This is a genomic window from Thermosporothrix sp. COM3 (assembly GCF_059696735.1).
This window is the reverse complement of the sequence record NZ_AP019376.1, coordinates 5,625,389-5,642,180: the sequence shown is the minus strand read 5'-3', so window position 1 is coordinate 5,642,180 and position 16,792 is coordinate 5,625,389. Positions and strand designations below refer to the sequence as shown.

Here is a 16,792-nt window from a genome sequence, read left to right as displayed (position 1 = left end):
ATCTCAAAAGGGCAATACCATCAATCGCTAGAGACGAACTCGTAGGATGATACAGTGAAGGTGTACCTTCCACCCCATTTCCGTTTTTTCATCCGGGTTGTGGAATAAGGTACCAGGAGCAAGAAAAGTAGTCGGTCGGTAGGATAGAAGGGACACCCGGAAACTGCCGCGCAGTGCAGAACTACTCAGGGGAGAAGTAATGATTGATCCAGCAGATCCTATGCTCGATGAGCGATTACAGCGCCGCACGGCGAACGGGCGCTATGAAATCACGGACGAACAACTTGTACAGATAATTCGCGAATTGAGGGCCACTGGCAAGGAAGCAGAAGCCCGCCGCCTGATGATGGCTCTGGTCACTCGCTGCCAACCTATATTTCAGCTCCATACGCAGGGGTTGCGACATCGACCGGATTTGCGCGAAGAGGCAATCGCGAATATGGCGGTCCACCTGCTACAGGAAGTACAGGACCCACGCGAGGAATTTATCACGTTAAACTTTGCACGTTACATTCGTTGTCTCTGCATCGATGAGTTTAACCGTGTCCTGAGACAGGAGGGACTGATCTACAAGCGGGACGAAGAAGGCCGCCCGCTTGGACGCCCACAACACGTACCGCAAGGGTTGCGCGACTCGCTCAACACAACGGTCAATGATGAGAGCAATTCGCCGGGAGCCGACGTTGCTGATCCACAGGATCAATATGAACAACTGCACGCAGCATATGAGAGTCAGCGCATCCTCCATTATTTAAGCGATTCGCTCGACCGCAAGATTATGGTGCTACGTGCCATTAAAGGGTGGAAATGGGACGAGATCGCTGAGATCTGCCAGAAAAATGAGCGCACGGTTCGTTTGCGCTATGAGCGAGCGCGCAGCTTTTTGCGTCAGTGTATCGCACAGGAGCAACACTTTAGCGACCAGACAGTCACGTCACAATAACACGGTCGTTAAGGAGAGATAGGAGAGATATGACATGCAGGACCTACAGCATATTAAAATGGCCTGGCTGGCCGCCGAAGAGGCAGGAGACAAAGAGACACAGCGCAAGCTGCTCCTGGAGTATCCACAGCAGCAAGATGCTCTCATCGATTTTATCACGGGCTACTATGCCACGATTCCGCAGGATCTTGAGGAGAATACCCGCATCCTGGACGTAACGCGCAGAGCATGTGAGACAGCCTTTGAGCGCGTCTTTGGCTCGACCTCTGCTCCCGTGCTCTCCCTTGCCGAGTTGCGTAAGAGCCACAACCTGAAAAAGGTTGAGGTCGCGCGAAGCCTGCGCCTCTCGGTTGATGTCTGGAACAAGTTTGAGGCCGGTGCAATCGAGCTTGCCAGCCTGAGCAAGAAGCAGCTTGAGCGCTTCGCTGGCTTCTTTCAGATCAGTATTGACCAGTTCGCACAACTGCTCACCAGCAGCCAGCCATCTCTGTCAATCAACCGCAGGCAGCGCAGCGAGGCCGCCCGCAAGGAGCAGCAGGGTGCTCCCAAACAGAGCTTCACAGAAGCCATCGCTCGCAGCGATATGTCCGAGGAAGATCGGCGCTACTGGCTGGAGGATGCGGAATAAGCCGACGACTCCGGCCTGAAACGCGCTGCTTAGTTCCTGATTGCGTATCCAACGTAGGATATAAGCAAGGGGCCCCCGGGAGCTATTGTCAGACGTCGCTGGATCAGCCGTGGCATAAAGCCAACCATTTCTGCGACCTGGAAGCCAGCTTCCTGTAAGCCATGCCGGAGTTCGCCGGGCTTGATAAACCGTTCGTACGAATGCAGGCCCGGAACCAGGCCAAACCGGTGAAAAAGACGTTCGCCAATCCAGATCAACACAAGACGAGAAAGCCATGTACGATTGATCGTATCAAAGACAAAGACTCCTCCCGGAGCCAGGACGCGTGCAATTTCATTGATCGTTCTTTCCAGATCGCTCACATGCTCTAAGACGTCCAGGCAGACAACCACTGAAAAGCTGCCAGCAGCATATGGCAGGGACTCAGCCACTCCTTGTTGAAAGAAGACGCGCCCAGCCAGCCCACTCTGGCGTACATGCGCTCTGGCAACCTCAAGCGCTCCCGCTGATGGGTCCAGTCCAATGCAAGAGGCTCCGCGCCGGGCCAGTTGCTCACAGATGAGCCCTCCCCCACAGCCGACCTCCAGAATCGTCTGCTGACGCAACGCTTCACGGCCAAAAGCGCGGTCAATACAGGATTCGATATAGTCGCAGCGCTCCCGGGTGATCCGGAACAGGAGGTTATCCTGATCCCACCAGTTATACGAGGCGAAAATCTCATCCTGTGAGCGCCGTTGCATGCCTTTTCTCATTATCACCCCTATTCTGAAATACTTCCCTTCTTTTCCTTTCTATTATATGATGGAGGAGACCGGAAACGCCATTCAGCAGGAACGAGGAGAGCAGAAAACAGGAAGTAGATGAGAGTCCCGATACAGGCTTGCATGATAATCAACTTCCAAACAATAAGAGAAGTTTCCTATTCGCCTCCTTCTGCGCATGATGGGCTCTTTTTCAGGGCTTCATCTGTCTGCTTGATACTCGTTTTGGAAAGAAGCATGATATAATGGTAGCCAACTATAGCATAATCTGCTTGGCGGAGAGAGGAACGAGATAAATCCTATGGCAATGTTTGAAAGCTTATCCAAACGGCTTGAAGGCATTTTTAACAACCTGAGCGGCCAGGGAAAACTGACAGAAGAAGATGTAAACGCCGCTCTGCGTGAGGTGCGAATTGCCCTTATCGAAGCCGACGTTAATTTAAAGGTTGCCCGACAGTTTGTAGAACGAGTCAAAGAGAAAGCTATTGGCGCTGACGTTCTGGGGAGCCTCTCCCCGGCACAGCAGGTACTGTCAATTGTAAATGACGAATTGATCGAGGTGCTTGGCGGTACCGAGGGTAAAAACAAGCTGGAACTCAGCGGCAATCCGCCGGTCATTATGCTGGTCGGTTTGCAGGGTTCCGGTAAAACGACGACCGCAGCCAAGCTCGGACGCTATCTGCGTGACAAACAGGGAATGCGCCCTCTGCTGGTAGCCGCAGACATGTACCGCCCGGCAGCCGTGAACCAGTTGAAAGCGCTTGGCAAGCAACTTCAGCTCCCTGTCTATTGGGAACAGATGGGGGCAGATCCCGTTGATATCTGTGTAAACGCGCTTGAGCATGCCCGCGAACAGGCCTGTAACGTCATTATTCTGGATACCGCAGGCCGCTTGAATATTGACGAGCGCATGATGGAAGAGGTACGCACGATCCGCTCGCGCGTGCAGCCGCATGAAATCTTGCTCGTGGCCGACGCCATGACCGGTCAGGAAGCCGTGCGCGTGGCAAAAGACTTTAATGAGGCCGTCTCGCTCACCGGCATGATCCTGACCAAGATGGATGGCGACGCCCGTGGTGGTGCGGCCCTCTCGATTCGCGCCGTTACCGGGTTGCCGGTCAAGTTCATGGGTGTCGGCGAAAAGACTGACGCGCTTGTTCCCTTCCATCCCGACCGTCTGGCCTCGCGTATTCTCGGTATGGGTGATGTGCTCTCACTGATTGAGCAGGCGCAGGAAGCCATTGACGAGGAAGAGGCACTCAAGGCGCAGGAGAAGCTGAAGGCCGGTAAGTTCGATCTGGAAGACTTCCTGACCGCGATGCGCCAACTGAAACGTATGGGGCCCTTGCGCTCCGTGATGGAAATGTTGCCCGGCTTCAATAAGCTGCTACAAATGCCTGAAATGGAAGAAGCCCTCGAAAGCGACCAGCTCAAGTATGTCGAGGCAATGATCCTCTCCATGACAAAGGAGGAGCGCCGCAACCCCGACATTATTAACGGCAGCCGCCGCAAGCGTATCGCAGCAGGTAGTGGCACGAAAGTTGAGGAGCTCAACGCGCTGCTGAAGCAGTTCAATGAGATGCGCAGTGTCTTCCGACAGATCAGCACCGGGAAAGGACCGTTCGCTCAACTGATGCGCCAGTATGGCAAAGGCGGCGGTGGTTTCCCCGGCCTGGGAGGCGGTTTCCCCGGTCTAGGAGACGGCAATATGGGCGAGATGCCCGCACTGCCCAAGCCACGCGGGAAAAAGACAGGTAAAGCCGCACGCAAAGAGAAGCGCAAGAAGCAGAAAGCTCGTGGCAGACGTTAAATTGTCTATCGTATCTACAGGCAGGGCCCAATTACAAGCAGGGCTCTGCTTTTTTTGCCCATATTCAGCGGAACAATTTGTCTCTGCCAGACGTTCAGAAAAGTAGAACGCTCGTAGAGAAAGGATACATAGCCCCCCAAAGGTCCTCTCTGCTCTGAGAAAACATGGTGTTTCCGGGCTTTTTGCGATGTAATACATAGGTCCAGCCTGATACAACACATGCAAAAGAGCTAGAGGGAGATGCTGCTACTATGTATCAATCTCGGTATCAATCTCGTTCTATCAAGCGGAGGGGTACAGGAAGGAAGGTGAGGGCGCTGTTCCCATTCGTTCTGGTGTGCATGGCTTTTCTGCTGAATGCATGCGGCCTGAACGCCGGAGCACATGGCACTGTCTATCATGGGGATGAATCCCGAATCGAACAAAAAAAGTATGGACAAAACATCCATAATGAACAGCTAGAGAATTTGCCCACGCAGAGCATGAAGAACCGGGCGAAAGAGACGCTTCAAGTATTTGAGAATATCGTGAACCAGTTGAAAGGTTCGGGAGGAGAGAGTGCTTCCCTCCAGCAGCGTCTTGACTCGGCTAAGAAGCAGCTAACAACGTTGACAAGGCAGCAGGATTATTATTCATTCTCGGCTCAGCTTGCCGCGGATCTGACGGAGGCGCAGAAAGCCCGCGCTGGTGGGAATGCACAGAGCCTGCTCAGCATTCTAAAAGAGGAGGGAGTAAACTGGGGGAACGCCCATAAATGGCATAACCCCTACGATGGAAAGGACTATCTCTTAGACTCGTCCTATCTTGAACTGGATGATGGATATGGGGTCATTCCCGACCTGAAGGCTGAACTGGCTCAGGGAGGCTCATCACAAAAGGTGTACGATGATATCGCCAATGCTCTTTTTCATCTCTATATGCTAGAGGCCAATTTCAATGATACAACACCTTATAATAAAGAGCATCCCACCGACCGCCAGCTACTCAAACACTATGATGCTCAAAACGGTCAGGTACTCGTCGTTTCATTAACTGAGCAGGCGCTACGTGTTTATGAAAATGGGCAGCTTACCAAAGCGTTTCTTGTCACGACCGGACGTTATAATCGACCAACGCCCCCGGGAATCTTCCCGCTGAGTGACTATCTAACGAATCAGCTTATGATGACCCTTGAACCGCCCGGATCACCCGAATACTATGATCCGGTCACCGTCAACTACACGATCAAATTCCGTGATGTTGGCTATCTGCTTCATGACACCTGGTGGAGAAAGGACTATGGACCCTATACCCAATTCCCCCATCAGGATTCGGGAGGCGATAAACAGGCGGGTACTGGTAGTCATGGTTGCGTTAACTTGCAAACAGAACAGTTAGGCTGGATATTTCATAATATAAAACCTGGCTCAAAAATTATTATATACTAATGCATTATTGTTCCACTCTCACCCGAGAGACCAAATGGGAGTTATTCTGCGCCAAAAACAGAATATACTCCCGTTGGATTTGTGCCAAACTAGAGGAGAACACTCCTATGACATCATCAGCATCTCATAGGAACCAATCAAGCCTTGTCCGAACAACACGGTCCGTACTGACCCTGTTGCTTCTGATAAGTGCGCTCTCAGTTCTTCTAACCGCTTGCGGCAGCGACTCTCACTATAGAGCCCAGGCTGAACAGAACAAGCAAGCGTTTGAAAAAGAACTACAACATGCTTCTGATATCGGGGTTCCTGATACCTATCTCAAATCTATTCAAAAGCAAAAAGATGCTCTGAACAATACCTTTGCTCCTTTAACTCTCTTTAGCCTGAATGGACAAGCAGTAGATCAGTATTACAATAACCTTGCCACTCGCTATAAGCAGTTGACCCTCCAGACACAGGGAGTGGTTCCCGTTGCTACTCAGCAACTGCAAAACCAGGCCAGCAAAGATCTGGAAAGCTGGCAGCGGCTTCTTGGACAGCAGAACTCAAAAGGTCTGCCCGTTGATACACTCAAAGCAAACTATACAGCCAGCCAGGAAAAGCTGAAAACCGCCAAACTGCCAAAGGACTATAACGCGATCATTGCCGAGGCCAATACTGGCATGAAAACCCTGAACATGCTTGGTGATACCGCTGAGAAGCTCAACTCTTTCAAGGAAACCATCGACCTGATGGCTGATGGCAAGCTCGACGTCACAACCTACCAGCAGAAGTATCAGACCAACAAAGACGCGATGGGGAAGGCTGCTTCTCCACAGGATCTCCAGAAGATTAACCAGCAGATCGATGCCGACTATCAGCAGGCTGCTACCCAGTTTAAGAGTTCCATTCCTATCATCACTCAGGCAAAGATCAAGGATCTGGAAACCAGGCTCGATAAGCTCAAGCAGAACAAGGTCGAGACAAGCAGCTATCAAAGCCAGTTTGACGCTTTGAAGAGCATGCAACAGACCACCAAGACGGTTGATGAATACAACGCCTTTGCGAAGAAGGCATCAGCACTCCAGGACGCGATGAAGTTCGATCTGCTCAAGGTTGATACCAAGCTGTTGCTGGATCAATATCATCGGGAGGTTGAAGAGTATGGTAAGAAATACACCTACTTCAATGCGCCTGACGGCCAGACGTATGCACTGAACTTCGAGTATGAGCAGCGTGGATTGGGCGAGGATCTGGACAAAGCCTACAACAACGCGACAACCTATGAAGAGATGCAGCAGGCATACACCGACATCAGCAATGGTATCTTCCATCAGCGCATGCTCGGCGAAGACTACAGCGACAAAACACCGTACAACCAGCCACATGAGACTGACAGGAAGTTGCTTGAGCGCTACAAGCTGCAAAACGACCTTGTCATCGTCGTCTCATTTGTTGAGCAGGCACTGCGCATCTATCAGAACGGCAAGGTCATCTATGCTATCCCGATTGTGAGCGGGCGTACCGAGCTGCCAGCAGTACCAGGCATCTGGAAGCCGTTGCTGCGTGATACAAACATGGTCTTTAAATCTCCTTTCCCGAAGGGCTCTCCCTACTGGTACGAGGACACTCCGATCAACTATGGCATCCTGTATCACGATGGTGGCTACTTCCTGCATGACTCGCCCTGGCGTCTGGACTATGGCCCGGGCAAACAATTCCCGCATACCGATTCCGGTGGCGCAGCCAGTGCCAGTTCTGGAACGCACGGCTGTATCAATATGCCAACCGAGCAGATGCGCTGGATCTACGAACACACCGACTACAATACCCCTATCATCATGTACTAAAAGTACTCTGGAGGGCTGTCCCGGGAAAGGCGCAGCCCCTCCATCTTCTCGCCTTGAATGTCCTGCTCCCCTCAATAAAGGTGATGCATTTCGGCACATAAAACGATATAATTATAGGCATATACGTATCTATTTATCCTGAAAAATCTTTTGGAAAAACGTTCTGTTTCTCAAAAAGAGGAGAAGCCTTCTCATGCCATCACGTTCAGCACACCAGAAAACAAGCTCACAACGGTTTCGCAAGACGCGCACGGTGCTCGCGCTGTCTCTACTTCTGAGCATGCTTCTGGTTCTCCTCAGCGCCTGTGGAGGAGATCCCAAGTACCAGAGTCAGGCAACGCAAAACAAGCAAGCGTTTGAAAAAGAACTACAACATGCTCATGATATCGGGGTTCCTGATAGCTATCTGACCAAAATCAACAAACAAAAAGATGAGCTCGGCCAGACGCCTGCACCGGTCAACTTTCTTGGCCTGAATGCCCCGGCGGTTGACCAATATTACAATAACCTTGCCACTCGCTATAAGCAGTTGACCCTCCAGACACAGGGAGTGGTTCCCGTTGCTACTCAGCAACTGCAAAACCAGGCCAGCAAAGATCTGGAAAGCTGGCAGCGGCTTCTTGGACAGCAGAACTCAAAAGGTCTGCCCGTTGATACGCTCAAAGCAAACTATGGTGTCAGCCAGGAAAAGCTGAAAACTGCTAAACTGCCAAAGGACTATAACGCGATCATTGCCGAGGCAAACAACGCCATCAAAACCCTGAACATGCTTGGCGATACCGCTGAGAAGCTCAACTCTTTCAAGGAAACCATCGACCTGATGGCTGATGGCAAGCTCGACGTCACAACCTACCAGCAGAAGTATCAGACCAACAAAGACGCGATGGGGAAGGCTGCTTCTCCACAGGATCTCCAGAAGATTAACCAGCAGATCGATGCCGACTATCAGCAGGCTGCTACCCAGTTCAAAGAAGCGATCCCGATGATCACTCAATCCAAGATCAAGGATCTAGAAACCAGGCTCGACAAGCTCAAGCAGAACAAGGTCGAGACAAGCAACTATCAGAAAGAGCTCGATGAGCTCAAGAGCATGCAGCAAAATACCAAATCGGTTGAGCAATATAACACCTTTGCGAAGAAGGCGTCAACCTTGCAGAACGCAATGAAGTTCGATCTGCTCAAGGTTGATACCAAGCTGTTGCTGAACCAGTATTATAACGACGTCGAGAGCTATGGCAAAAAGGAGACCTACCACGACCCAAATGATGGACAGACCTATCCGCTGAACTTTGGCTATCAGCAGCATGGACTGGGCGAGGATCTGGAACGGCTCTATAACGAGGCAACTACCTATGAAGCAATGCAAAACGCCTATACCGAGATCAGCAACGCCATTTTCCATCAGCAGATGTCCTATGAAGACTTTAAGGACTCAACGCCGTTTGATAAGCCTCACAACGCCGATCTGAAACTGATGGAGCGCTACAAAGTGCAGAACGATGTGGTGATCGTGGTCTCCTTCTCACAGCAGGCGCTTCGTGTCTATCAGAACGGGAAAGTCATCTATGCAGTCCATATCACCAGCGGACGCCCTGAGCTGCCAGCAGTACCGGGCTTCTGGAAGCCGTTGCTGCGTGATACAAACATGGTCTTTAAATCTCCTTTCCCGAAGGGCTCTCCCTACTGGTACGAGGACACTCCGATCAACTACGGCATCCTGTACCGCGATGGTGGCTACTTCCTGCATGACTCGCCCTGGCGTCTGGACTATGGCCCGGGAACTCAGTTCCCGCATACCGATTCCGGTGGCGCAGCCAGTGCCAGTTCTGGCACACACGGCTGTGTGAATATGCCAACCGAGCAGATGCGCTGGATCTACGAACACACCGACTACAATACCCCTATCATCATGTACTAACGGCAACAATCCACCGGAGGGATAGGCGTTTTCGCTATCCCTCCTTTCTTTTTGCCTTCCTTCCACACAGCACCCCCTAAGATCGATCTTTTTTCTATTCACCTCCTGTTTATAATGAACCAAAGAGCCAGAGCACGGTAAGAAGGATAAAACGATATGATCTCAAAAACAAATACAAGATATATCAATGTATTGCGAGAACGTTTTCTGCAGATCATCGCGCTTCTTCTTCTTCTCGGGATTCTGGGAATCGCTCTCCTCAACGGCTGTGGGAGCCCCTCGGCGCTTCAGAATCAGGCCGAGGCAAGCTATCTCAAGCTGGAAACAGCCATCACAACCGCTCGTTCAGCGGGCGTTTCGGAACAGCAGCTCGCGCCAGTCCTCTTACGCAAGCAACTGATTATCGAGCAAGCGCCCATGACATTATTTCAGACACAGGTCTATCACGAGTATTATCATAGATCCATCGAAGAGTATGCTCAGCTTCAAACAGAGGTACAGCGCATCCTCCAGCAAGCCACCATCCAAGCACAGCGGCAGGCACTGCAAGATCTTCAGGCCCTTCAGAGATCGCTAGAAGGAGCGCAACAGCGAGGTTTTCCAGTCAACGGGCTGCAAGAAAAGCTCAAACGAGCACAACAACAAAGCTTGCATGCGCAGCTTCCTCGCGAATTCGCAGCGATCAGCGCAGAGGCACAGCGCACAAACAAAGTGCTTACCCTTCTCCCGGAGAACCGCCGTCTTTTTGAGGAAGTACAGGGAGCGCTCTCTATAATGCAGAAGGCACATCTAAATACAGAAGCAATCCAGAAACAGTACAAGAGCGGACAACAGCTTTTCACACGGCAGGACTCGCCTGAGAGCATCCTACAGGTTCATCGTCTGCTCACAACAACGCTCAAACAGGCGAAGGAACAGGCACTTCAGGCACTTCCCTCGCTCACTACATCCAGTCTGCAAGCGCTGGAAACCGACATCAACGCCTTTCAGCATTACGGAGGCGATCCAGAACAGTACACACGCTGGCTGAGAGACGATTGGAAGGCGGTGCCCGCAATCAGCACCTATGAGGAATACAGCAGCTTTGCACAGAAGGTCCAGGCACATCAACAGATTGTTCATCAGGCGCTCTTACGCCAGGAGGGAGACTATCGGCTACAACAATTGAGCCAGGATATCACCACCTGGGCCAGCATGCATCCCTGGTATAACGGCTATGACGGTGGCTTATACGATCTCAACGCGGGCTACATGGAGCAGGGCGTCTTCTCTGACTTACGTCATGCACTTGCGGACGCACAAACGGATGCAGAGCTAGCAAGAGCCCTTCAGGACATCAAAAACGCCCAGTTTAACCATCAGTTGCTCAAGGAGAACTACAGGGATAGAACTCCCTTCGATCAACCACATAACACAGATAAGCAAGCGCTTCGCTATTATGGTGTTGAACAAAAGCTCGTCATCGTTGTCTCCTTCACAGAACAAGCCCTCCGCGTCTATCAGCAGGGACGGCTCCTCCGAGCGTTTTATGTCGCAACCGGACGCCCGGAACTCCCCTCATTACCCGGTTTCTGGCCCGTTTTACAACGGCTTTCGCCGACAAAGTTTACCAGTCCCTATCCCCCGGGCTCACCATACTGGTACCCTGATACCCCGATTAACTATGCCATTATGTATCATCAAGGGGGCTATTTCATTCACGATACCGCCTGGCGTGGCACCTATGGTCCCGGATCACAATTCCCGCATCAGGATGCGAGCGGGAATCAAGCTTCAGCAGGTACCGGAAGTCATGGCTGCATTAACTTGCCAGTCGAAGATATGCAGTGGCTCTATCAGCATACCAACCAGGACACAGCCATTATTATCTACTAAATCCATTCTACTGGCTTCTTGTGAGGCTTTCAATCCTGCGGAGAGACAATCGAAGGAATAACTTCGGTTGTCTCTTTTTCTAGCACCACTTGCAATTTTCCGCTTTTTCAACGTAAATAAAGGAGAGAAGATACCAAAAGAAAAAGATCAGAGGAACGGTATGCGTCAGGTAGCATCAATCCGGCAGATACCACTAGAAATCATCGGGGCAGCAACAGCTTATCGATTAGGTATGCCAGAAAAGATCTTCAGTGGCAAACCGGAAACACTGCGTTACCATATCATCGGTTCACTCTGCATTGTGCTTGGCATCGTCTTTATCGCCACATTCTTACTTACCTATCAGCTCCTGATGCCGTCGTGGCCGCTCTGGCAACTGCTGCTGTTACCTCTTATCGGGTTTGCCTGGCTGGCACTGGGAGGCTGGATTCTCTTTGCCCCTGCCTTTTATCCACGCACCTACATCTACGTCTGCCCGGAAGGTTTAATCGTTTCCACCCGGAAACTGGATATTATTCGTTGGGATCAGATGGAGCGGCTCTGGAAGCAATTTCGCCCACCAGATCTCTATGCATACAGCATCCGCAGAAGCGACGGAGCACGATTTGAATTCACCCACGAACTCAACGATATCACCAGCCTCGGAGCGCTGATAGAACACGAGATCACACTGCGCTTGCTCAAACGCGCCATCTCTGCCTATCAAGCGGGTGACACTATCTCGTTCGATGCATTACTTGTAAACCGAAAAGGGATTGCCATCCCGGCGCGTCGCCTCTTTCTTTCCTGGGAACAAACCTGGAAGCTCGAAATCACGGAACAGGATGTGCTGCTCTATCAAACGGGACACAAAGAGCCACAGGCACGCCTCAAAGCGGCTCGCATCCCGAACCTGAATATTATGTGTGAGCTCATCACTTATGCACAACGAGAACACGCGCTACTTCAATATCCACATATTCAGGCGTACAACACCGGAAGCGAGCTCGATTTTGGTCCGCTGGCGATCAGCAGACATGGAATCACGCTCTATCAGGCGGGTATCACACTTCTCTGGGACGAGATCAAAGGGGTGAATCTGGGGGAGGAAGATTTGATGCTAGGACGCAAAGGCACCGAACAGGAATGGTTCGCATTCCCTCGCTGGATGCTCCACCATCTTGATGAGCTGAGCGACCTGCTTCGCTATATCGAGCTCAGACAGCTCGGGTGACCGCTACAAAGAGCAATCACCCGCAGAACTTGCTACTGAAGCGCTGGTAGCTTCCAGGCACTCACAACCGGTAACTGTCGGTAGAGGTATGCACCGGTTACGCCCGAGCGCCAGCTTTTCGTTTGGCGTAGATCGCTGACAAACTCCTGTTGCAGATCGATACCCGTCGCTTCCCAGATCAGGCTGATTGCCCGGCGCGCAAAGGCGATACAATTTCGAGGCTCGATGCGGTCTAGATCCTCGAAGAAAAAACCACAACTGGTAAAACTACACTGGATATAATACTGTGCCTCTAACAACAACCGCGTGTGATGCATATCCTCAGCGGAAGGTTGCTGTCTGCCATATTGTTTCCAGAAGTGCTCTTCTGAGATCCAGCCATTACGCAACGACAGGTACGCATCACGAGCACCCCAGGGATCATGCAGAGCTTCACCGGCCCGCAGCTCAAACACTCGGTCGGCCCGCTCTTCCAGCCGGTTCAACGCCTCACGTAGCGGCTCCTTCCAGCGACTATCACCCTCTGTACACGAGCAGCCGGTACTCCAACGAGCTACGCCGTGTCCACAACTCCACGCACTGGGAACCTTCAATTGCACCTCTTTTTGAGCGGGATGCATCAGCATAAAGCGCTCGGGCGTACAGATCTCAAAGCCATGCTCTGGCGCACCATGCTGGATCAGGTAGGACAGAAACTTATCACGCCAGGGCTTATGATGCCCGTAGAGCTCGCCATCCGTTGCAATCAAGAGCATTTGTGCCTCGCCAGCACGTTGTTTCTCCTGCACCACCTGGGCAGGAAGATGGGTAGAGGCAAACACATCGGCATTGCTTGTGAGATTCCCATCAAACGAGACGCCACCCGAAAGCGGAGCATTGTAGAAAAAGACCGTCATGGTGCGTCCGGAAGGCAACCGTACAAGATACGGTTCGGTCGGGTCAATGGGCGTCGCTACCTGCCAGGGGGCCAGAATAGTATATGTGATTCCCTGGTCTGCCATAATATCCAGACTTTCAAGGTCAATTGCCGTTTCAGCAAGCCACATTCCATGCGCCGGACGCCCGAACCGGTGCGCAAAATCCTGTAACCCCCAGAGGATCTGGGTGCGCTTGTCACGGGCATTTGCCAGCGGAAGGATAGTATGATTATATGCCTGTGCCATTGCATTTCCGACGCCGTAACGTTGATAGTGCTGCCGATCTGAGTCCAGAATCAGCCGATAGACGTCAGGGTGGGTCTGTTCCAACCAGGCCGCCAGCGTTGGCCCAAGGTCAAAACTGATAGCAGCGAAATTGCCCGCTTCAGCATTCGGACGATAGCATTCAGCCGTAATCTTTTCATTGAAATTTTTAAAAGGAGCAGCATCTGATTCAATAGGAAGAATATGTGTAAAAGGATCTTCACGAGGCGGCTGATAAAAATGTCCATGCAAGCACAGGTAGACGGAACCCGGGTGAGTTTGAGACATGGACTCCTCAGCAGCGATCTGTTCTATCATAAACCACCTTCACCAGAAAAACAGGGGGTCAGGCATGCGCGTAGCAAGCAACAAAAAACAACTTACAAGAATGATAACAACTCTCTCAGAGAGCAGGCATCAAGCATAGAAACATACGTTTAAGCAACAAGGGCAGGCGCAAAGCCCCCATTCTCGCCATTCTTGTCGGATATACTCATCCTTATTTCTAGATACGTGTAGAGCAGAGGTATAGATGCACGAGAGGGAGCAAAGATAACCTTTGCTCCCTGATCAATAGAAGGATAAGACCAGGTTCCCCAATGTCTCCTCTAAGGGCATACATCCTGCTGATTTTAGGCACTTATGCCACTGACCTGCCCGCTCTGAAAACCGTTGATGAACTCCTCATAGGCGGCACGCAGCTTGGGGTAGCGCAGCAGGAATACCCCGGCATATTCGGTTGTCAGGGCACAAGGCTGACGCAACAGACGCATATTGACTTCTTTGAGCAACCGGTTTCCCTTCTTTCCGTTGCAGGCCCGGCAGCAAGCAACCAGGTTTTCCCAGGTGCTCTTTCCGCCTCGCGAGCGCGGAATGACATGATCCAGAGTCAGATCACGAGAGTGCTTGCCGCAATACTGGCAGGTCTCATCATCGCGCAACAGGATATTGGCGCGTGTGGGTTGCAGCGTCATACGAGGCACACGAATATTAGCCAGCAACTGAACAATTACCGGTCGCTCAAGCTCAAGGCGTCGAGCTGCAATGCTCTCTTCGATCAACTGACGAACATTTTCGTCTAGAAACGTCACCTTATGTTTTGATAACAGTACAATCAGGCGGCGCTCAGTGATGACCGAGAGAGGTTGTAGTGAGGAATTCAGCACAAGAACAGGCATGAATACTATCCTTTCCTCTCTGTCAGAGACGACCCAATCACAGACAGCGAGGAACAAGGACTGAGGGGAAAAAAGGAGTACTGACAGGGAGCATTTTCCCCCGGTCCCTCAGCGTTTTCGCCGTCTGTAACGTCCAGGTGGATAAGTACAGGTATCCTTTGCACGTCCAGGGGAGCCAGGCAATGCAGGGAGTCCGCTTCCCTGTAGACAAAAAGCGGCCTGAGAAGGGAACAGGGAAAAAGCGGGATACAACTGTTTCCAGAAGGATGAATGTATCTGGAGATCCTGCATTGAAGGGGGGAAGCGCCTTAAAAAGGCAAAAAGACACATGCTATGGTTAGACCTCATCGATTGTAGGCTTGTCTGAACCATTTCACCCCTCCTGGGGAGCATGTGCCTATCCTGGTCGGGGTGAGAGGACTTGAACCTCCGACCTCAGCGTCCCGAACGCTGCGCGCTAGCCGACTGCGCCACACCCCGGATTGACTCCATGCAATGACACAACGCACTGCACTTATCCGCGCAATAGATCCACAAACACTCTATCACAATCAAGCTTTTATTTGCTTCTCCATTGCTCATCGCTAGTATAGCATACTCCCATACTGCTTGACAATAGGTATACAGGCAATCCGGGAAAAATTCTCATAAATCTCGCTGCTGACGTCAGAAGAGGTGTTCCCTCGCACCCTTTCCGCTTGCTATTGTTGCAAGATACGTTTTACCAGCTTTTCAGCAAGTTCAAATGAATAGTTCTGTCCTCGATCATGCGGATACACCTGAAACATATTCGCCATCCAGAGGCCCGCAAGTGGCGTTTCCAGTGGAGGAATATGCTCGCGATAATCCGTGGTCACAATTGGTTGCGCATATGGGGCCTGGAACATCCAGCTTTCCGTGACCCACTCAGGCTGAAACGCAGGAACCAGCCGTTGCAGATGAGGTAGAAACGCAGCCAGCACCTCCTCTTTCTTCATCGTAAAGAGAGGGTCATCCATCGCGCGATAATTGCCCAGATAGATCAGATGCCGACCGCCATACTCTGCCGGAGAACGATAGTTTGTATGTTCAACCAGGGCCATAAAGGGGTAGCCGGGATCGCAGATATTAATCCAGTAGCTATCATCCGTCAGGCGTCGATCCAGCGCCAGGATCAGGCAATGCGCCCCGTAGGCAAGCCCCCAATCATAGCGCTTGCGATATGCCTCCGGTAAAGTGGGGATCAGCCGAAACGTCAGGCGTGTGGGGAGCGTCGAAATAACACCATCAAAGGTCCATCCCCCCTGGCTCGTCCTGACCTGCCAGCGCCCATCCTGCTGTTCAACCTGCTCAACCCGCGTCTGTAATAAGAGCTTCCCCCCGGAAGCCACAATCAGTTCAGCCAGCCGATCATAGAGAAGCTGAAAGCCACCCCGCAGATAGCCGAGCTCTGTTGTGCGATCATGAAAACGCGCCCAGAACCAGGGCAGGGCAATCTGATCATACAGCTTGCCAAATTTTCCCTGAAAAAGCGGCTGAAAGACCGCCTCATATGCCCGTTTTCCCATCCAGCGCCGCAGCCAGGGATCAGCCGTCTGGCCTTCCAACCATTCGGGTCGAGCCACTTTTAAGAAAGCGGCAACAACGCCCATACGAAGCCGCTCATCAAAGCGCAACGGCTTGAAACGAAGCAAGGTCAGTGGCGAATCTAGCTGATGCAGCTTTCCCTGTATCAGGCTGACAGTGCGGGGACGGAGCCATTCCAGTCGCTCGCGAAGTCCTATCTCCTCAATAATTTTAATAATCGTTTTGTCCGAACGAAAAATATGGTGATAGAACTTTTCCAGCCAGGTATCACCGACTTGAAAGCCAGAGGCCAGCCCACCAGCCAGTGGCTCCTGCTCAAAAAGCATTACCGAATGTCCCGCTTGCAACAAGCGATACGCGGTCATCAACCCTAATGCACCACCACCAAGTACAGCATATTCCATGCTTCAGAACCCTTTTTTCACTATCATTGCTTGTTTTCCTGACTCTCTATTCTAGCATA

General features: G+C 51.6%; 12 protein-coding genes and 1 tRNA gene. 8 read left to right on the top strand and 5 right to left on the bottom strand.

The genetic code is table 11. The features are described from left to right. Positions 1 to 199 precede the first annotated feature (199 nt). Together KTH_RS23900 and KTH_RS23895 are read left to right on the top strand one after the other, a co-directional pair. Entirely contained in the window at positions 200 to 943 is a 744-nt protein-coding gene (locus KTH_RS23900) for an RNA polymerase sigma factor (RefSeq protein ID WP_497621449.1), read from the top strand. Positions 944 to 977: 34 nt separating this feature from the next. Next, positions 978 to 1,571 carry a helix-turn-helix domain-containing protein gene (locus tag KTH_RS23895; RefSeq protein ID WP_497621448.1) on the top strand — a complete coding sequence of 198 codons (594 nt, stop codon included), beginning with the start codon at positions 978 to 980 and terminating at the stop codon, positions 1,569 to 1,571. Between the two features lie 29 nt (positions 1,572 to 1,600). Here the strand turns inward: KTH_RS23895 and ubiG are convergent, their stop codons facing one another. Beyond that, entirely contained in the window at positions 1,601 to 2,311 is a 711-nt protein-coding gene (ubiG, locus tag KTH_RS23890) for a bifunctional 2-polyprenyl-6-hydroxyphenol methylase/3-demethylubiquinol 3-O-methyltransferase UbiG (RefSeq protein WP_497621446.1), read from the bottom strand. Between the two features lie 328 nt (positions 2,312 to 2,639). On the opposite strand from ubiG, the gene ffh reads away from it, so the two are divergent. The 6 genes from ffh to KTH_RS23860 all read left to right on the top strand — a co-directional run bounded on the left by ffh (position 2,640) and on the right by KTH_RS23860 (position 12,404). Continuing rightward, positions 2,640 to 4,142, top strand: a complete 1,503-nt coding sequence (gene ffh, locus KTH_RS23885) for a signal recognition particle protein (protein WP_497623277.1) — start codon at positions 2,640 to 2,642, stop codon at positions 4,140 to 4,142. A 341-nt stretch (positions 4,143 to 4,483) separates the two neighbouring features. Beyond that, positions 4,484 to 5,569 carry a L,D-transpeptidase gene (locus KTH_RS23880; protein ID WP_497621445.1) on the top strand — a complete coding sequence of 362 codons (1,086 nt, stop codon included), beginning with the start codon at positions 4,484 to 4,486 and terminating at the stop codon, positions 5,567 to 5,569. 107 nt (positions 5,570 to 5,676) lie between these two features. Then, complete coding sequence (locus tag KTH_RS23875) at positions 5,677 to 7,398, top strand: L,D-transpeptidase (RefSeq protein WP_497621443.1); 1,722 nt, start codon at positions 5,677 to 5,679, stop codon at positions 7,396 to 7,398. 193 nt (positions 7,399 to 7,591) lie between these two features. Beyond that, positions 7,592 to 9,316 carry a L,D-transpeptidase family protein gene (locus KTH_RS23870; RefSeq protein ID WP_497621441.1) on the top strand — a complete coding sequence of 575 codons (1,725 nt, stop codon included), beginning with the start codon at positions 7,592 to 7,594 and terminating at the stop codon, positions 9,314 to 9,316. A gap of 156 nt (positions 9,317 to 9,472) precedes the next feature. Next, positions 9,473 to 11,191, top strand: coding sequence for a L,D-transpeptidase family protein (locus KTH_RS23865; protein WP_497621439.1), 1,719 nt, complete (start codon positions 9,473 to 9,475; stop codon positions 11,189 to 11,191). Between the two features lie 160 nt (positions 11,192 to 11,351). Then, positions 11,352 to 12,404, top strand: a complete 1,053-nt coding sequence (locus KTH_RS23860; protein ID WP_497621438.1) for a DUF6585 family protein — start codon at positions 11,352 to 11,354, stop codon at positions 12,402 to 12,404. Between the two features lie 32 nt (positions 12,405 to 12,436). On the opposite strand, the gene KTH_RS23855 is transcribed toward KTH_RS23860, so the two are convergent. From KTH_RS23855 to KTH_RS23840, 4 genes are all read right to left on the bottom strand, one after another. After that, complete coding sequence (locus KTH_RS23855) at positions 12,437 to 13,903, bottom strand: DUF3536 domain-containing protein (protein WP_497621436.1); 1,467 nt, start codon at positions 13,901 to 13,903, stop codon at positions 12,437 to 12,439. Positions 13,904 to 14,217: 314 nt separating this feature from the next. Then, the gene (locus tag KTH_RS23850; RefSeq protein WP_497621434.1) at positions 14,218 to 14,763 is read right to left on the bottom strand and encodes an HNH endonuclease; all 546 of its coding nucleotides are present in this window, start codon (positions 14,761 to 14,763) and stop codon (positions 14,218 to 14,220) included. Positions 14,764 to 15,166: 403 nt separating this feature from the next. Then, a tRNA-Pro gene (locus KTH_RS23845) sits at positions 15,167 to 15,243 on the bottom strand. Between the two features lie 221 nt (positions 15,244 to 15,464). After that, positions 15,465 to 16,733 carry an NAD(P)/FAD-dependent oxidoreductase gene (locus KTH_RS23840; RefSeq protein WP_497621433.1) on the bottom strand — a complete coding sequence of 423 codons (1,269 nt, stop codon included), beginning with the start codon at positions 16,731 to 16,733 and terminating at the stop codon, positions 15,465 to 15,467. Positions 16,734 to 16,792: the final 59 nt, after the last annotated feature.

What these genes read in the sequence shown, in the direction of transcription:
- KTH_RS23850 (WP_497621434.1), bottom strand. Translation starts at nt 14,763, where the DNA reads ATGCCTGTTCTTGTGCTGAATTCCTCACTACAACCTCTCTCGGTCATC.
- KTH_RS23900 (WP_497621449.1), top strand. Translation starts at nt 200, where the DNA reads ATGATTGATCCAGCAGATCCTATGCTCGATGAGCGATTACAGCGCCGC.
- KTH_RS23865 (WP_497621439.1), top strand. Translation starts at nt 9,473, where the DNA reads ATGATCTCAAAAACAAATACAAGATATATCAATGTATTGCGAGAACGT.
- KTH_RS23895 (WP_497621448.1), top strand. Translation starts at nt 978, where the DNA reads ATGCAGGACCTACAGCATATTAAAATGGCCTGGCTGGCCGCCGAAGAG.
- KTH_RS23870 (WP_497621441.1), top strand. Translation starts at nt 7,592, where the DNA reads ATGCCATCACGTTCAGCACACCAGAAAACAAGCTCACAACGGTTTCGC.
- ubiG (WP_497621446.1), bottom strand. Translation starts at nt 2,311, where the DNA reads ATGCAACGGCGCTCACAGGATGAGATTTTCGCCTCGTATAACTGGTGG.
- KTH_RS23840 (WP_497621433.1), bottom strand. Translation starts at nt 16,733, where the DNA reads ATGGAATATGCTGTACTTGGTGGTGGTGCATTAGGGTTGATGACCGCG.
- KTH_RS23860 (WP_497621438.1), top strand. Translation starts at nt 11,352, where the DNA reads ATGCGTCAGGTAGCATCAATCCGGCAGATACCACTAGAAATCATCGGG.
- KTH_RS23855 (WP_497621436.1), bottom strand. Translation starts at nt 13,903, where the DNA reads ATGATAGAACAGATCGCTGCTGAGGAGTCCATGTCTCAAACTCACCCG.
- KTH_RS23880 (WP_497621445.1), top strand. Translation starts at nt 4,484, where the DNA reads ATGGCTTTTCTGCTGAATGCATGCGGCCTGAACGCCGGAGCACATGGC.
- KTH_RS23875 (WP_497621443.1), top strand. Translation starts at nt 5,677, where the DNA reads ATGACATCATCAGCATCTCATAGGAACCAATCAAGCCTTGTCCGAACA.
- ffh (WP_497623277.1), top strand. Translation starts at nt 2,640, where the DNA reads ATGTTTGAAAGCTTATCCAAACGGCTTGAAGGCATTTTTAACAACCTG.